Here is a 16,966-nt window from a genome sequence, read left to right on the forward strand (position 1 = left end):
GCCTTCGGCAGCTCCTACAGGGGATCGCATTACCGCAGGGATTGGGGAGGGCATGAGATGAGTGCGTTGCCCTACGCCTGGGCGAAGGCCCAGCGCATTCTGTTGTGCGACGGGGTGCTGACGGTTTGCCCGTCGACGCCCGGTTGGTCGATCAACGAAGTGCGCCGGCAGTTCGGCGCGACATCGGTGCAGCGCGTACGCGATGACGAACTCGACGGCTTGCTCGCCACGGCCTACGCCGACACCGGCAGCGCCGCCGCCGTGGTCGGTGCGGCAGAAAACGAAGTCGACCTCGATCGCCTGATGCAGGACATGCCGGAAATCACCGACCTGCTCGACACCCAGGACGGCGCGCCGGTGATCCGCATGATCAACGCCTTGCTCACCCAAGCCGCGCGCGACGAGGCCAGCGACATTCACATCGAACCGTTCGAAACCCATTCGGTGGTGCGCTACCGGGTCGACGGTACCCTGCGTGACGTGGTTTCGCCGCGCAAGGCGCTGCACGGCGCGCTGGTGTCGCGGATCAAGATCATGGCCCAGCTCGATATCGCCGAAAAACGCTTGCCGCAGGACGGTCGTATCGCGCTGCGTGTGGCCGGGCGGCCGATCGACATTCGTGTCTCGACCGTGCCCACCGGCCACGGCGAGCGGGTGGTGATGCGTCTGCTCGACAAACAGGCCGGGCGCCTGCACCTGGAAACGTTGGGCATGGACGCGCAAGTGCTGGCCAAACTCGATCACCTGATTCGCCAGCCCCACGGCATTGTGCTGGTCACCGGGCCGACCGGCAGCGGCAAGACCACCAGCCTGTACGCCGCGCTGGCGCGACTCGATGCCAGCACCAGCAACATCCTCACCGTGGAAGACCCGGTGGAGTACGACCTGCCGGGGATCAGCCAGATTCAGGTCAACGCCAAGATCGACATGACCTTTGCCCTGGCGCTGCGGGCGATCCTGCGTCAGGACCCGGACATCATCATGATCGGCGAGATCCGTGATCTGGAAACCGCACAAATCGCTGTGCAGGCGTCGCTCACCGGGCACCTGGTGCTGGCGACGCTGCACACCAATGACGCGGTGTCGGCGGTCAACCGCTTGATCGACATGGGCGTCGAACCGTTTCTGCTGGCCTCGTCGATGCTCGGAGTGTTGGCTCAGCGACTGGTGCGGCGCCTTTGCAAAGAGTGCAAACAGGAGGATCCGGCGGCGCCGGGAACGTGGCGACCGGTCGGCTGCGCGGCGTGCAATCACACTGGCTACAGCGGTCGCACCGGTATCCACGAATTGTTTTGCATCGACGACGACATCCGCACCCTGATTCACCAAGGGGCAGGGGAGCAGGCCTTGCGTGCCGCCGCGTCAAAGGCCGGGATGTTCAGCCTGCGTGAGGACGGAGAGCGCTGGATCCGCAGCGGCACCACCGCTCCGGAAGAAATTCTGCGCGTGACCCGGGACGCCTGATGAATCGCTACCGTTTTGAAGCCGCCGACGCCACTGGCAAGATCGAGTCCGGGCATCTGGAAGCGGAGAGTCAGACCGCCGCGTTCAGTGTGTTGCGCAGCCGTGGCCTGACCGCGTTGTCGGTGCTCAAGGAAAGCAACGTCGCCCAGCACGGCGGCGGTGGCTTGTTCAGTGCGCGCCTGTCGGACAACGATCTGGCCTGGGCCACGCGGCAACTGGCGAGCCTGCTCGGCGCCAGCCTGCCACTCGAAGCGGCGCTGAGCGCCACGGTGGAACAGGCCGAGAAAAAACACATCGCCCACACCCTCAGCGCGGTGCGCGCGGATGTGCGCAGTGGTATGCGTCTGGCCGAATCACTGGCGGCGCGGCCACGGGATTTTCCGGAGATCTACCGCGCGTTGATCGCTGCCGGAGAGGAGTCCGGTGATCTGGCGCAGGTCATGGAACGGCTGGCCGATTACATCGAAGAGCGCAACAACCTGCGCGGCAAGATCCTCACGGCGTTTATCTATCCCGGTGTGGTCGGGCTGGTGTCGATCGGCATTGTGATTTTTCTGCTCAGCTACGTGGTGCCGCAGGTAGTCAGCGCGTTTTCCCAGGCGCGGCAGGACTTGCCGGGGCTGACGCTGGCGATGCTCACCGCCAGTGATTTCATTCGCGCGTGGGGCTGGTTGTGTGCGGCGATCATCGCCGGGGCGTTCTGGAGTTGGCGCCTGTATCTGCGTAATCCGGCGGCGCGTTTGAGCTGGCATCACCGGGTGCTGAAGCTGCCGCTGATCGGGCGTTTCATTTTGGGCCTGAACACCGCGCGGTTCGCCTCGACCCTGGCGATTCTCGGCGGCGCCGGGGTGCCGTTGCTGCGCGCGCTGGAGGCGGCGCGGCAGACCCTGTCCAACGACCGCTTGAGCCTGAGTGTCAGCGACGCCACGGCCAAGGTCCGCGAAGGCGTGAACCTGGCGGCGGCGCTGCGGGTGGAGAACGTGTTCCCGCCGGTGCTGATTCACCTGATCGCCAGTGGCGAGAAAACCGGTGCGCTGCCGCCGATGCTCGAACGCGCGGCACAGACTCTGTCGCGGGATATCGAACGGCGGGCGATGGGCATGACCGCGTTGCTGGAACCGCTGATGATTGTGGTGATGGGCGCGGTGGTGCTGGTGATTGTGATGGCGGTGTTGTTGCCGATCATTGAGATCAACCAGCTAGTCCAATAACCCCCTGTAGGAGCTGCCGAAGGCTGCGATCTTTTGCTCTTGCTTATGCTTTTCAAAATCAAGAACAAAAGATCGCAGCCTTCGGCAGCTCCTACAGGGGACGGTATACGCTCGCTCGTGAAGGGGCCCGTCAGGCCAATAAATCATTCAGGGTTTTTGCAAAAGATTCTCCACCACCCGAGCCATGTTCCAGCCATCCTCGGGTTCTCCTTTCTGTCATCTGCAACCACCCCGCAACGGCTGCAGCCCGATTACGTCAAACACCTGATCCAGACGCCTCGCAATCCCCCGCAAACACCCGAGAAAATCCCCCGGAAAACACCGCGCAGCTCCCGAGGTTTTTTCCTTTATCTGTCACTGGAAGCTGCGAATTTCTCAGTGCGACTTAACCACGGCCAACGCCAGCGAGGGCCAGGTGAGTCTTCCCAGTGTCATGCAAGCACCCTGAAAAACCTGTGTTCACAACCCAGTTGAAAAGGAGATTCTTCATGTTCAAGCGCACTCTGATCGCCGCCTCACTGACCGTCGCCGCTCTAGCATCCGCCCAGGCCATGGCCGCCAACGTAACCGGCGGTGGCGCCTCGCTGCCTGCCGCGCTGTACAAAGGTTCTGCCAACAGCATTCTGCCTGCCAACTTCAGCTACGCGGTGACCGGTAGCGGTATTGGCAAAAGTGCTTTCCTGACCAACACTGCTTCGCAATTCGGCACCACCGGCACTGTGCACTTCGCTGCCAGCGATTCGATTCTCAGCGCTTCGGAAATCAGCACCTACAACACCACCTACGGCGCATCGTTTGGTCCGCTGATCCAGCTGCCATCGGTGGCAACTTCTGTGGCGATCCCTTACAAGAAAGCCGGCAACACCACCCTCAACCTGACCAGCGCTCAGTTGTGTGATGCCTTGTCGGGCACCAAGACCACTTGGGGTGCGTTGTTGAACACCTCTGACACCACACCGATCCGCGTTGTGTATCGCACCGCGTCCAGCGGCACCACTGAAATCCTCAGCCGCCACCTGAACTCGATCTGCCCGGCCAAGTTCGCGGTCAATACCACCTTCACCAACGCTCGCCTGCCAGCAGGTTCGGCGCTTCCATCCAACTGGGTTGGCGTCACCAACACCGCTGACGTTGCTCCGGCCGTTAACGCAGTCGATGGTTCCATTGGTTATGTCGGTCCGGACGGCGTCAACGCTTCGAGCAACGCGGTTGTTGCCCGCATCAACGGTGTTCAGCCAACCAGCGCCAACGTCAATACCGCACTGGCATCGGCACCGCTGCCAACCAACGTTGCCAACCCGGCTCAGTGGTCTCCGATTGTCGCTAACCCTTCCAGTGGTTATGCAATGGCCGCTTACACCAACTTCATCTTTGGCCAGTGCTACAAGGACGCCGCCGTGGCCGCCGATGTGAAGGCGTTCCTGACCCAGCACTACAGCACTCCGGGCAACGCAGTGGCTACCGCCGCTCACGGTTTCATCCCGGTTCCAGGCAACTGGAAAACCGCTGTGACCGCCAACTTCATCACCAACTCCACCGGCAACAACCTGGACATCAACAACGCCAGCGTCTGCAACACTGTGGGCCGTCCTCTGTAAGGATTCACACATCGTCAGCGGTTCGAATGGCAGCCCTTCGGGGTTGCCATTTTTTTTGCTGCTGACGGGACTGCCATTTTTTCTCGCAGTTACACCCCGATCATGAAGTTTGTGTGACATCCGTTCGGTCGTGCCCCTCACCAACTGCCTATGTCGTAACAGCAGGTTGTTGCGCGCCTGCAGATTCGTGTGGCAATCAAAAAGGATCTCGTAGTGATGCTCGCTCGCCCATCCCGTCGCGGTACCCGTTCCCAGAGGCTCAAGCGTGAAGTTGCCGATCCGGCGCTGTGGCTGCTCAAGCCATTGGCACAGGCGGTGGCGCTGTGTCTGGTGGCCGGCAGCGCCGAAGCGGCGACAGCGTTCAGTTCCGGCTGGTTCGCTGCCAAGGGTGGCGCACAACAGGCCGCGGCCGCTCGGCCGAGTGTTGGCGGGTTGCCGGGGATGACGCCACCGCTGGCCCAGCAGCAACGAGCCAACCAGCAATTGCAGCGTTCATTGCAGACGCTCAACAACACCGTGGCGGCAATCGCTGCCCAGCAGGCGGCGCAGGCTGCCGGACGCGCGGCGGCGTCGGGTTCGGTTCAGTTCGTGCCGGACGGTCTGGGCGAGGGCGGTTTGAAGGTCGATAACAGCCTTGCGCAGGGCTGGCAGAACGCCAAAGGCCCGCAGCAAACCCAGGCTGATGGCAAAACCAATGTGCGTATCGAGCAGACGTCGGACAAGGCGATCCTTAACTGGGAAACCTTCAACGTCGGACGCAATACGACGGTCGAATTTGCCCAACAGGCGAACTGGGCGGTACTCAACCGGGTCAATGACCCGAGCGCCCGACCGAGCCAGATCCAGGGGCAGATCAAGGGCGCCGGCACGGTGATGCTGATCAACCGCAACGGTATCGTCTTCAGCGGCGGCAGCCAGGTCAACGTGCGCAACCTGGTGGCTGCCGCGGCCAACATGACCGACATCCAGTTTCGCGACCGTGGCCTGTACTTCGACAGCACCGGCAGCCAGCCAACCTTCACCGATGCTGCCGGCAAGGTGCTGGTGGAGCGCGGCGCCTCGATTCAAACCCACAAACTGTCGACGTCCACTGATGCCGGCGGCTATGCATTGTTGCTGGGTCAGGAGGTGCAGAACGACGGCAGTATCAGCACCGCCAAGGGCCAGACGGTACTGGCAGCCGGTGATCGCTTCTACATCCGCAAAGGCTCGGGTACCGAGGGCAATACGCTGTCTACCACCTTCGGCAACGAAGTCATCCCGGGCTTCAAGGCCGGCGCCACGGCCGGCAAGGCCAGCAACAACGGGCTGATTCAGGCCGCCACCGGCGACATTACCTTGACCGGGCATGAGGTCGTGCAGAACGGCGTGTTGCTCACCAGCACCTCGGTGGCGACTCGGGGCACGATTCACCTCTCGAACCCACTGACCGATACCTCCGGCAGTGTGACGCTGGGGCAGGGCAGTACCACGGCGATCATGCTTGACAGCAGTGATCTGACGGCGCTGGACAGTCAGCATCAAGCGGCCTTGACCCGCGTCGATGCGAACAACCGGATCCGTGGCGATCAGTCGCGTATCGAGATTCAGAGCGGTGGCAGCGTCGAGTTCCAGAAAGGTTCGATTACCCTGGCAACCGGCGGTCAGGTGGCCGTCGACGCTCGACTGCGAAGCCTTGTGCGCGAAGGTGCGCTGATCGATGTGTCCGGTGCCCTTGGCGTCAAAGTGGCGATGGAAAACAACAGCATCAAGATCAACGTTCAAGGCAATGAGCAGCGCGATGCGTCGGTCAACCGTGAGAGCGGGGCGCTCAACAGCAACGACATCTGGGTCGATGTGCGTGAACTGGTCTATGTCCCGGCCGGAACCAACGGTTATGCCACCGATCGCTGGTACACCGCCGGCGGATTGCTCGAAGTCGGCGGTTATCTCGGTACGCAAGGGCACACCATCGGGGAGTGGATGGCGCAGGGCGGTACAACGAGTTTTGCAGGCAACGACGTGGTCACCGAGCAAGGCTCGTTGATCAATCTGTCGGGCGGCACCCTGGACGTGCAAAGTGGCGATATTCGCCAGAGCTGGCTGCGTGGCGCAGACGGGCGCTTGTATGAAGTGTCGCGTGCTCCCGGGGACATACTCTACAAGGGGTTCTACAAAGGTTATGAGGATCACAGTGAGCGCTGGGGCCAGATCAGCTATTTCTTTAACCCGCTGATCGCACCTTCGCAACGCTTCGAGCCCGGCTATACCGTTGGCCGCGACGCCGGGCAGTTGATCGTCGGTACACGCAATGCCTTGCTCAATGGGCAGTTGCTGGGTGAGGTGTTCGAAGGTGAGCGGCAAACCCAGGCGCCGCGTTCCGCACTCGACGGCTATGCCCAGTCTCAGACGGCTTTGGCGCGCCGGGGGCAATTGATTGCAGGCAGCTATGACCCCGCCTACTCGGCTACCGCGGGTGGCCTGGTGTATGAGTTCAACCCGTTGTTCGATCAAGTACGGGTGGGGGGGAGGAACCCCTTCGGCGCTGAAAACGTCGGCCTGACTGACGAAGTGGCCGCCGAACGTCAGGGCCGGTTGTTCCTCGACAGCGATCTGATTAACGGATTCCGTCTCGGGGCGTTGAAGGTCGCCGCCAGGGAACAGGTGCAGATCGACTCCGCCGTGGCCGTTGATGCCGGCGGTGACATCACCTTGTTCGGCCCTCAGGTGCAGGTCAATGCAGACCTGGTTGCACGCGGCGGCAGCTTGAACCTGGGCAACGTGTTGACCGGCAGTTCTGTGATTCCTGGATCGGCCGGCCAGGCGAAACGAGTCGGGATCGCCGAGGGGGTGCAACTTGACGCCCGTGGCCTGTACAGCGATCTGCGCATCACTGCGAACGACGTCAATCGGCTGGCCTGGCTCAACGGCGGGCGAGTGTCGATCCGTAGCAGCGGTGACATCGACATCGCTGCTGGCAGCCTTCTCGATGTGTCGTCTGGCGCCGCCGTCCTTGCCAACGGCAAGACTCGTGGCGCGAAGGGCGGGGATGTGACTCTGGAGTCCAGCGCGAGCAGTGCGCCTGCCCAGTCGCATATGATTCTGGACGGCGAGCTGCGTGGCTACGGCGTGACGGGCGGCGGCAGTCTGGCGATCCAGGCCAACAAAGTCGTGATCGGTCAGCCTCTCGGCCCCCTCGACGGGCTGACGCTGCAGCTGGCGCCCTCGCTGTTCAACCGCGGTTTTTCAGCTTACAACGTGATCGGCTTGAACGGCCTGCAAGTGGCGAACGATACGCGGGTCGATGTGTCGATGCCGGTTTATCGCTTCAGTAATTCGGCGCTCACAGGGCCCGGCAGTAACGATCCGAGCGCGGCACTGGAACTGTGGACGCCAACACTGTTTCAGGAAAACCCGGTCAAGGGTGTGCTGACGCAGCGAGCGGGCGCCAGCCTTTCCTTGCAGGCCGGTGCCAGCGAAATAAACCTGATTGACCCGAGCGCTGGCGCGTTGACCCTGGGGCAGGGCTCGCGCATCAGCGTCGACCCGGGTCAACGCATCAGCGTGCGTGGCGCCGGGCAAATCGATCTCAATGGGGAGCTCGACGCCTGGGGCGGTACGATCGATGTTCGCCAGCAACAGTTCGGCATGATCGATGTAGCGAGCAATCCCCAGAGTGCCGATCCACGGCTGCATAACCGCTCGATAGTGGTCGGTGAGCATGCGGTGCTTGATGTTGCCGGCCGCGCGGCAACGGCCGTCGATTATCTGGGGCGCACGTACGGCCTGGTCGGCAAGGGCGGCAGCATCGTCATCGGTGGCGAGATCGACGCGAAGAAGGCGACCGCGACCTCCGCGGATGCTTTCGTGATCGTGCAGCGCGGGGCGCGCCTGGAGGCGTCGGGTACCGAAGCGGTGTTGGATATCGCCGGGGCGGGCCCGACCCGGGTGGCTACGGACGGTGGGCGAATCGCGCTGAGCTCCTACAGCGGCCTGTCGCTCAATGGCACTTTGCGAGCGGCGGCCGGCGGGGCGGGTGCGGCGGGGGGAGGATTGGACATTGCCCTTGAGAGCCCCCTCTACCGAGACACCCAGGGTGCGAATGATGTGCGCGTGCAACGGGAGATCATCCTGCGCCAACAGGCCGGTGAAACTGACCCCGACATACGCTACGGTCAGGCCCGCTTGAGCGCCGACAAACTGATGTCGGGAGGTTTCGACAGCCTCAGCCTGTTGAGTAATGGCTCCATCCTGTTCGATGGCGATGTCGACCTGCATATGGGCCAAAGCCTGAGTCTGTTCACCAGCTCACTGTCCCTGGCCGAGGCATCGAAGGATTCTGCGCAGGTCAATCTGGCTGCTCCTTATCTGCGTCTGTCCGGGACAGGCAAGTATTTCTCCAACGTCGGCTATATGCGCCCGCGCGTCTTGAATACGCCCACCACTTCAGTTTCGGCAGCGCAGTTCAATGCCAGAGCGAACCTGTTGGATGTGGGCAACAGCCTGTCGTTCGGTGCGCAGGGTTCAATCGCGCAACTCAGTGGCCCGGCGACAACCGTCAGTCACCGTGGATTCGACCAGGTATCGCTCGACAGCCTTGGCGACTTGCGCTTCCTCGCCCCGACAGGGGATTTGACCAAGTCCGAACTGTGGACACCCGGAGACCTGAACCTCAGCGCCGCACAGATTTATCCCGCCAGCCATGTCGAAGCCGAAGTACGGGTCGGTTATCAGACCGCAGCCTATGGCGGAGCATCACGTACCTTGCGAATCAGCGGCCACGGTGCGGCCCCGGCGGCATTGCCCTATTCGGTCTTCGGTCATCTGTCGCTGGCGGCGCGGCGGATCGAGCAGGCCGGGGTCATCAGGGCTCCGTTGGGGCAGATCACCTTGGGCGATTCTTTGCTGATCAAGACCCGTGACATTCAATTGCTGCCCGGCAGTGTGACGTCGGTGAGTGGCGCCGGGCTGGTAATGCCTTATGGTGGTACCACGGACGGTATCGACTATCGCTACAACGGTAAATCCGTGGTGCTGGAAGGGCTGGCCTCGGAAAACACCGGTGTGACCCTCACCTCCCAATATGTCGACGTGCAGAACGGTGCGTTGATCGATCTCTCCGGTGGTGGGGACTTGCGCGGCGCCGGTTTCGTTTCCGGGCGTGGTGGATCGACCGATGCGCGTTTCAACCCGCTGGTTCGCAATGCCGCTGACGGTACGTTCAGTCTGCCCGGGCTTGGCACCAATCCGGTGTATGCGATCGTTCCCGGTAATCAAGGCACGTACGCACCGATGCTCGCGGAGGCAGGCGCAGTCGACCCGCGTATCGGCCAGCAGGTGACCATCGGCGCTGGCGTGCCCGGGCTTGCAGCCGGAACCTATACGCTGTTGCCATCGACATTCAGCCTGTTGCCGGGCGCCTTTCGCGTTGAGGTAGACGGTCAGGCCACGCCGGGTTCATCGGTGAGTGCGCTGAAAATGAACAATGGTTCCTGGAGCAGCTCTGCTTACTTGTCGATCGCCAATACCGGGCTGCGTAACAGTCTCGCCAGCCAGATCATCCTGACGTCGGCCGATGTGCTGCGTCGTTACTCGCAATACAACGAAACCGATTTCACCCAATTCATTCGCAGTGACGCCGCGCGACGAGGCATACCGCGTGCTCTGGCACCGATGGATGCCAAAGCGCTGACTTTCGATCTGAGTAGCGGTGGCCAACACGATCACGCGCTGGACTTCAACGGTAAAACGTTGTTCGGGGCGGCGCAGGGCGGGGTTGCCGGTACAGCCAGTGTGCGCGGTAACAGTTTCGAGATCCTGGGAGCCGGGCGTTCGCGAACGGTGGGCTACGAGGGCATCGCTATTTATGCCGATACCCTCAATAACCTCGACGCCGGTCGTCTGGTCATCGGTGCAACGCCGTCTGTGTACTACGGGACGACGGGCAACATCATCGATTTCAAAGGCAGCGCCACCGATATTTCGTTGCGCGAAGGTGCATTGCTCTCGGCACCCGAGGTGCTGCTTCGTACGACCAATACCCTGGGCGGTATCACTGTTGAAGCCGGCGCAGGCATCAACACGTTGAACAGAGGCGCGGTGCCGTTCGATTCCGCCAACGGCTTCGTTTATCAGCCGGGTCAAGCGAGCCTGCTGGTGGTGTCCAATGGCTGGACGAACGTACTGGCGCCCGCGGCGAGCAGCGGCGTGACAGGCGCAGGCAATGTCCGCATCGGTGTTCGCCTCACGGGCGATTGCCGCAGCCCGGCATTGCTCTACTCCAACGGCAGTATTACGGCCGCCACCGACAAGCGGTTTGAACTGGACGAGGGGGTGCGCTTCGGTACGCGTCACCTGGCGCTCGCGGTCGGTGCCATCAACGCGGGCAGCGCTGAAGTCCTGGCGGCCAGCGACCGGGTTCCGGCAGGCCTGACACTGAGCCAGAAAGTCCTTGACCGGCTACTGCGCGGTGACACTCAGTTTGGCGCGCCGGCCTTGGAAACCCTGAGCCTGACGACGCGTGACTCGTTCAATTTCTTTGGCAACGTCACGCTTGATACCCATGACCCGCAGACTGGCGTCAGCCGCTTGCAGAACCTGATGCTCACCACACCGGCGATTTACGGTCTGGGCGAGGCTGGCGACGTGGCGACGATCCGCACCGCCAACCTGATCTGGAATGGTGCAACCCAGGCGCCTGGCGCGGTGATCAGTGGCGGTGCCGGCACGGGGCGCGGCACATTGGACATCGAGGCGCAACGCATCGAGTTTGGCTATGGCGCGTACTCGCAACCCAATGGCCTGGATCAAAACAATCGTCTTGCGCTGGGGTTCGCCAATGTCAACCTCAATGCCAGCGAACGCATCACCGCCAACCACAAAGGCAGCCTGTCGGTCTACCAGACCCAAGGCGCTTTCGATCCGGTCAAGGGTTACGCCTACAGCGGCGGCAATCTGAACTTGCGGACCCCGTTACTGACCGGGGAAGCCGCCTCGGTCAACCTGCTCAAGGCCGGTGGCAGTCTGACGCTGAGCGGTGTGGCGAGCGCGGCGGTGGCTGATGCGTTGGGCGCAGAGCTGACGCTGGACGCGGGCAATGTGCTGCTGGATGGCCGCATCGCACTGGCAAGCGGCAAACTGGTAGTCAAGTCTGAAAGCGATCTGACGCTGACCAGCGCCGCACAACTTGACCTGGCCGGGCGTACGTTGCCGTTCAATGACGTCAGCAAATACAGCTGGGGTGGCGATGTGGCGCTTTACAGCAGCCAAGGCAATATTCGCCAGGCAAGTGGTTCGCGTATCGATCTGTCGGCGCGTCATAACCAGGCTGGCAATCTCAGTGCCGTGGCACTGGCGGCAGACGCGGGCATAGTGGATTTACAAGGTGAAATCCTCGGGGCCAGCAGCGGTTACTACGATGCGGGCGGCACTCTGGTGCCCTACAAGGCGGGTGGCGTGGACATTCGTGCGCAGCATCTGGGTGGCGATTTGAGCACCGCCTTTGCCGCACTGAATCAGCGTCTGAATGCCGGGCAGGTGCTTGGCAGCCGTAGCTTGCAGCTCAAACAGGGCGATCTGTCGATCGGTGACGGGCTCAGGGCCGGCGAAGTCAGCGTCTCCGTGGATAACGGCAGCCTGACGGTGAATGGGTTGATCGATGCCAGCGGGGAGCGGGTCGGCAGTATTCGCCTGTCTGGCAAAAACGGTCTGACGGTTGCCGGTCATGCAATGCTCGATGCTCACGGGCGTGTGCTACGGGTCGACAGCTACGGCAAAATCATCGATGCGCCGAACCGGGCAATGGTCGAGCTCAATGCCGGTGACGGTCTGCTCACGCTTGCCTCCGGCGCAAGCATAGACCTGCGTTATGGCACTGACGCGCCGCGTGGCGCACTGGCCGGGCAAAACGATGGTCTACCACGCGGTACGCTGGACCTCAATGCCCCACGCGCAGGCGTCGGCGACATGCTCGTTGATGCCCGTGGCGTGCTGAATATTCAGGGCGCCCGCGCCATCAACCTCAACGCGGCTCGACGCTACACCGATGCCGTTGACGGGGTCGATCCGGCTGCGAGCGGTCGACCGTACCAAGTCATCGATCAGGCTTATCTGGACGGTATCCACAGCGACAGCACAGCGTTCATCAATGCTGCGCTGAGCAACAGCGACCTCTTGCAACGCAAACTGGCCGGATTGAACAATGCGACCTATGCCGACGCGTTCCACCTGCGGCCGGGCGTCGAAATCGCCAGTAAAAGCGCCGACGGCGACCTCGTCGTGCAGGGGGATCTGGATCTGTCCGGCTACCGCTACGCCAGCCTGAATCCACACACGCCAAAGACGTCCGTGTATGGCTCCGGAGAGTCGGGCAATCTGGTTATCCGTGCCGGTGGCAACCTCGACATTTACGGCAGCATCAACGACGGTTTCGCGCCGCCGCCGGAAACCGTGGACGATGCCGGGTGGAAACTGGTACCGGGCATTCAGCCGTTCGGGGGCGACCTGATTGTGCCGGGTGCGGGTGTCACCCTGGCAGATGGCACGAAGTTTCCAGTGGGTACGACGCTCAATTACGACTTGCCGATTCAAGGCGCGACCCTGGTCAGTGGCACGCTGTTGCCCACTCAGGGCATTCTGGCAGGGCCCTACACTCTGGAAGCCGGAACGGCGTTGGCGGGCGCGATACACGATGCTGCGGGCAATTTGCTTTTCGCCGCCGGCACGCTGCTCGGCGACAGCGTGACCCTGCCTGCGGGCAGCCGTCTGGGCGCAGGTATCCGGTTGAACGCCGCGACCGAAATGCAAGCCATGCTCTGGCCCAAGGGCGTGCCGTTGCCAGGGACCTTCACGGACAATGGCGCCGTCGGTGTGAAACTGAACGGTTCACTGGCGTTGCAGCGCGGCTCACTGATTCCTTCCATGACCGATGTGGTGCTGGCCGACGGCACGGCGTTCATCGATCTGCGCCCATTGAGCGGGACGCAACAGGGGCGCAACTGGGCGGTGGCGAGCATGCTGCCGTCGGGCAGTGCCTCCTGGTCGATGCGGGTGGTGGCGGGAGCGGACCTGGAGGCTGCCGACAATCGACTGGTGAAACCGGTCACCACGCAGGGCAACCTGCAGCTGGCGGACACCCACTACGGGATGAAGGTCACCGAGAAAAAACTCGACACCACCTGGGCTGTTGACAACGGATTGGGATACACGCCCGGTGATGTCGTGAAAGACGATGAAATGTTCTGGTGCGATGCGATTCCCGGCGTCTGCGTGGCGCCATCGAAGTTCCTGTGGGCCGACGGCAACCCGATGGGCGGGGAGGTCGGGACACCGGTCAGTGACGCGGATCTGTTCTGGTGTGATTTTGATCCCGCGTACTGCACCCCGAACAAAGGTGGCATTACGGTCACCCCTCACACACAGATGTTCAGTGTCCTGCGTACCGGTACCGGTGATCTGGACCTGATGGCCGGTGGCAATCTGAGTATGAGCTCACCCTTCGGCGTGTATACCTCAGGCACTCAATCGAGCGATGTTGCCCCGCAGTTCAACCAGCCGCGCGGTCGCCTGTCGGATGATGGCTCGGTGTTGGGCAGCGCCGGTAGTGATAACGAAAAGTGGGTAAACGGCGGCACTGACAGCCTGTATCAAGCCTGGTACCCACAACTGGGTGGCAACTTGACGATCGGCGCGGGCGGTTCGGTGTCGGGGGATGTCGTCGGGCGACGATCGATCACCAACCAGATGGAGATTCGCGAGCAGGTTCCGAGCGTAGCCGTGGGCAACTGGCTGTGGCGCCAGGGTACCGGCAACAATGAAATACCGACCGCCTGGTGGATCAATTTCGGTAGCTATGCGACTCAACCCTTGCCTGACGATAGCGCCAGTACCGCGCCGTATCTGGTGGGCTTCACCGGTTTCGGCACGCTGGGCGGTGGCAACATCAACCTGCGTGCCGGGAAGGACGGCGGCATGCTCAATCCGGTCGGTGATGGCCTGACCCATTTCTACCCGCGAGGTCAGGGCCTGATCGTCGCGGTCGGCAGCACCGGGCGGGTGGGCAGCGACGGCAGCCTGCAATTGACCGGTGGGGGGGACATCGATATTCGCGTCGGTGGTTCGCTCAATCCTTCGTTACAGGCACGGGCAGGTGTGACCGGAACCGATGCGCCGCATCATGACTTGCAAGGTGCTCTCATCAACCTGCGAGGGGCGGCGCACATTACGGCCGGCGCCCTCGGCGGGGTCAATCTGCACTATGGCGCCGGGCCGGTGGATCAAGATCCGCGCGAAACCCGCGCCCTGGACCCTTTCAACGCGACCATCAGCAGTGCTGCGGGAGGTCTGGTGTTGATTCCGGGGGATTCAGGCATGCGCCTCGATACCCGCGGCGATCTGGTGCTGGGCGGAGCAACGGATCCGGGTCGGGTGCGTCTGCAAAACTCCACAGCCTTTACGGACGCTGGCGGTGTGCTGCATGCGGGCGGTGGGTTGAGCGGATTTTCGTTGTGGACCGATCGCACGGCGATCGATCTGTTCTCGGCGGGGGGCAATCTCACGCCGAGCACGCAATTGGCCGAGCCCGATGCGGTGACGTTCTCGCTGAACACCGCACCCACCGATGGGCGTTTCGTGTATCCCTCGATTCTGCGCGCCGTGGCCGCGCAAGGCTCGATCTACGCGGGACCTTCGGCCGCCTACAATTCGGGCAGCCGGACGGGGATTGGCTATTCGTTGCTGCTCGCCCCGGCGGCGTCCGGTCAACTGGAGCTGCTGGCGGGGGATTCGATATACGCCGGCGGTTACGCGATCAATCAATCAGGGGCCCGTTCTTCGGCCGCTACCACGCCGTTTGCCCCATCGTTCAACGGCTTCGACAACAGCCTTGCCAGCAAACCGGTCATGACCAACAACAGCGGTGACGGCGTCGAGGCTTCGCGCAACGCCCGTTATCCGTTGTTCGCGTTTGGGGCAAACAGCTATTCGGGTTCCGGCAGCGTGCAGGAGCCCGCACGGATCTATGCGTTGACCGGCGACTTGGTGGGGGTACGCAGCGGCGAATCACTGGAGTTCAGACGATTCGGGATAACGCAGCGAACCTGGTACGAAGCGGCCGGGCCGGTCTGGATGCTCGCCGGGCGCGATATCGTCGCCTCGGGTACCAATCTCGGCCAGGCTACATGGGTAGACGCTGATGGTATGGGCCGCAACAACGAAGAGATCAGGTCGACCGGCAACTTGTTCATTCACAACGACCCGCGGGATGTCTCGCGAGTATCGGCCGGACGCGACATTCTCTACAGCACCTTCGATATCGCCGGCCCCGGCCTGCTGGACATCAGTGCCGGACGCAACATCCTGATGGAGGATCGGGCCGCTATTACCAGCCTGGGGCCGATCGCGGCGGGAGACCGCCGACCGGGTGCGAGCATCGTGTTGCAGGCCGGTGCAGGCGCGCAAGGGCCGGATTACTCGCGGTTCATCGCGCGTTACCTCAACTCGCAGAACCTGGCCGATCCGAACACGTCCCTTAACGGTCAATCGGGCAAGGTGGTCAAGACTTATCTCGACGAATTACAGAGCTGGCTAACGCTGGGTTACGGCTTCAGCGGTAACGTCGAGCAGGCGAAAACGTTCTTCGCCACACTGCCGAGTGCCGAGCAAGCGATCTTCGCCCGCCAGGTGTACTTCGCCGAATTGCGCGCCGCAGGTCTGGAATACACCGACGTCGACGGTCCGCGCCAAGGCAGTTACCTGCGCGGTCGCAACGCCATTGCCGCGCTGTTTCCGGCCACCGATGTGGCGGGCAATCCGATCCGCTACGACGGCGACATCACGCTGTACGGTGGCGCCGGGGTCAAGACCCTGTTCGGCGGCGATATCCAGATGCTCACCCCAGGCGGCGGTCAGGTGTTCGGCATCGAAGGTGCGGCGCCACCGTCGACGGCGGGGATCACCACCCAGGGCTCGGGCAATATTCAGCTCTACTCGCAGGGCAGCATCCTGTTGGGGCAGAGCCGGATCATGACCACCTTCGGCGGCTCGATTCTCGGCTGGTCGGCCGAAGGTGACATCAACGCCGGTCGCGGCTCGAAAACCACCGTGGTCTACACCCCGCCCAAACGCGTCTACGACACCTGGGGCAACGTCACGCTGTCGCCATCGGTGCCGAGCACCGGGGCCGGTATCGCCACGCTCAATCCGATTGCCGAAGTGGCACCGGGCGACATCGACCTGATCGCGCCGCTGGGTACCATCGATGCGGGCGAGGCGGGGATTCGCGTCTCCGGCAACGTCAACATTGCCGCGCTGACCGTGGTCAACGCCGCCAACATCGCGGTGCAGGGCAAGGCCAGTGGCGTACCCGTGGTGGCGGCGGTGAACACCGGGGCGATCACCTCGGCCAGTTCCGCTGCGTCTTCAGCGACCCAGGCCGCTGAAGACGTCGCCCGCCAACAGCAAGCGGCGGCGCGGCAGAATCAGGCGTCGGTGTTTACCGTGCAGGTGCTGAGTTTCGGCAACGAACAACTGACACCGTCCCGCGACGGCGCCAGCCGTGCACCGGCCACCGGATACAACCCGAACAGCCCGGTGCAGGTGCTGGGGGCCGGGGCGCTGGATGAGCAGGCCAAACAGCAGCTGACCGAGGAGGAGCGTGGGCAACTGACGTTGTAAAAGACTCTCGTGTAGTACTTTGGGCGGCCGGTGGGTCGCCCT

The 16,966-nt window shown here is 62.7% G+C and carries 4 protein-coding genes; all 4 read left to right on the forward strand.

From position 1 onward, the window contains the following. Positions 1–57: 57 nt before the first annotated feature. The 4 genes from gspE to KKQ10_RS01160 all read left to right on the forward strand — a co-directional run bounded on the left by gspE (position 58) and on the right by KKQ10_RS01160 (position 16,924). Positions 58–1,464, forward strand: coding sequence for a type II secretion system ATPase GspE (gene gspE, locus KKQ10_RS01145; RefSeq protein ID WP_215499807.1), 1,407 nt, complete (start codon positions 58–60; stop codon positions 1,462–1,464). After that, complete coding sequence (gene gspF / locus KKQ10_RS01150) at positions 1,464–2,675, forward strand: type II secretion system inner membrane protein GspF (RefSeq protein ID WP_127652502.1); 1,212 nt, start codon at positions 1,464–1,466, stop codon at positions 2,673–2,675. The genes gspE and gspF overlap by 1 nt, the downstream gene beginning before the upstream one ends. A 488-nt stretch (positions 2,676–3,163) precedes the next feature. Then, positions 3,164–4,273, forward strand: coding sequence for a substrate-binding domain-containing protein (locus KKQ10_RS01155; RefSeq protein ID WP_215499809.1), 1,110 nt, complete (start codon positions 3,164–3,166; stop codon positions 4,271–4,273). 216 nt (positions 4,274–4,489) lie between these two features. Next, positions 4,490–16,924 (forward strand): filamentous hemagglutinin family protein, encoded by a 12,435-nt coding sequence (locus KKQ10_RS01160; RefSeq protein ID WP_215499811.1) that lies wholly within the window; start codon positions 4,490–4,492, stop codon positions 16,922–16,924. The last annotated feature ends 42 nt before the right edge of the window (positions 16,925–16,966 follow it).

The sequence above is a fragment of the Pseudomonas sp. MG-9 genome (assembly GCF_018729515.1).
Classification (GTDB): Bacteria; Pseudomonadota; Gammaproteobacteria; order Pseudomonadales; family Pseudomonadaceae; genus Aquipseudomonas; species Aquipseudomonas serboccidentalis.

Bases quoted from the DNA above. Each gene is read 5' to 3' on its own strand.
- gspE (WP_215499807.1), top strand. From the start codon at position 58: ATGAGTGCGTTGCCCTACGCCTGGGCGAAGGCCCAGCGCATTCTGTTG.
- gspF (WP_127652502.1), top strand. From the start codon at position 1,464: ATGAATCGCTACCGTTTTGAAGCCGCCGACGCCACTGGCAAGATCGAG.
- KKQ10_RS01155 (WP_215499809.1), top strand. From the start codon at position 3,164: ATGTTCAAGCGCACTCTGATCGCCGCCTCACTGACCGTCGCCGCTCTA.
- KKQ10_RS01160 (WP_215499811.1), top strand. From the start codon at position 4,490: ATGCTCGCTCGCCCATCCCGTCGCGGTACCCGTTCCCAGAGGCTCAAG.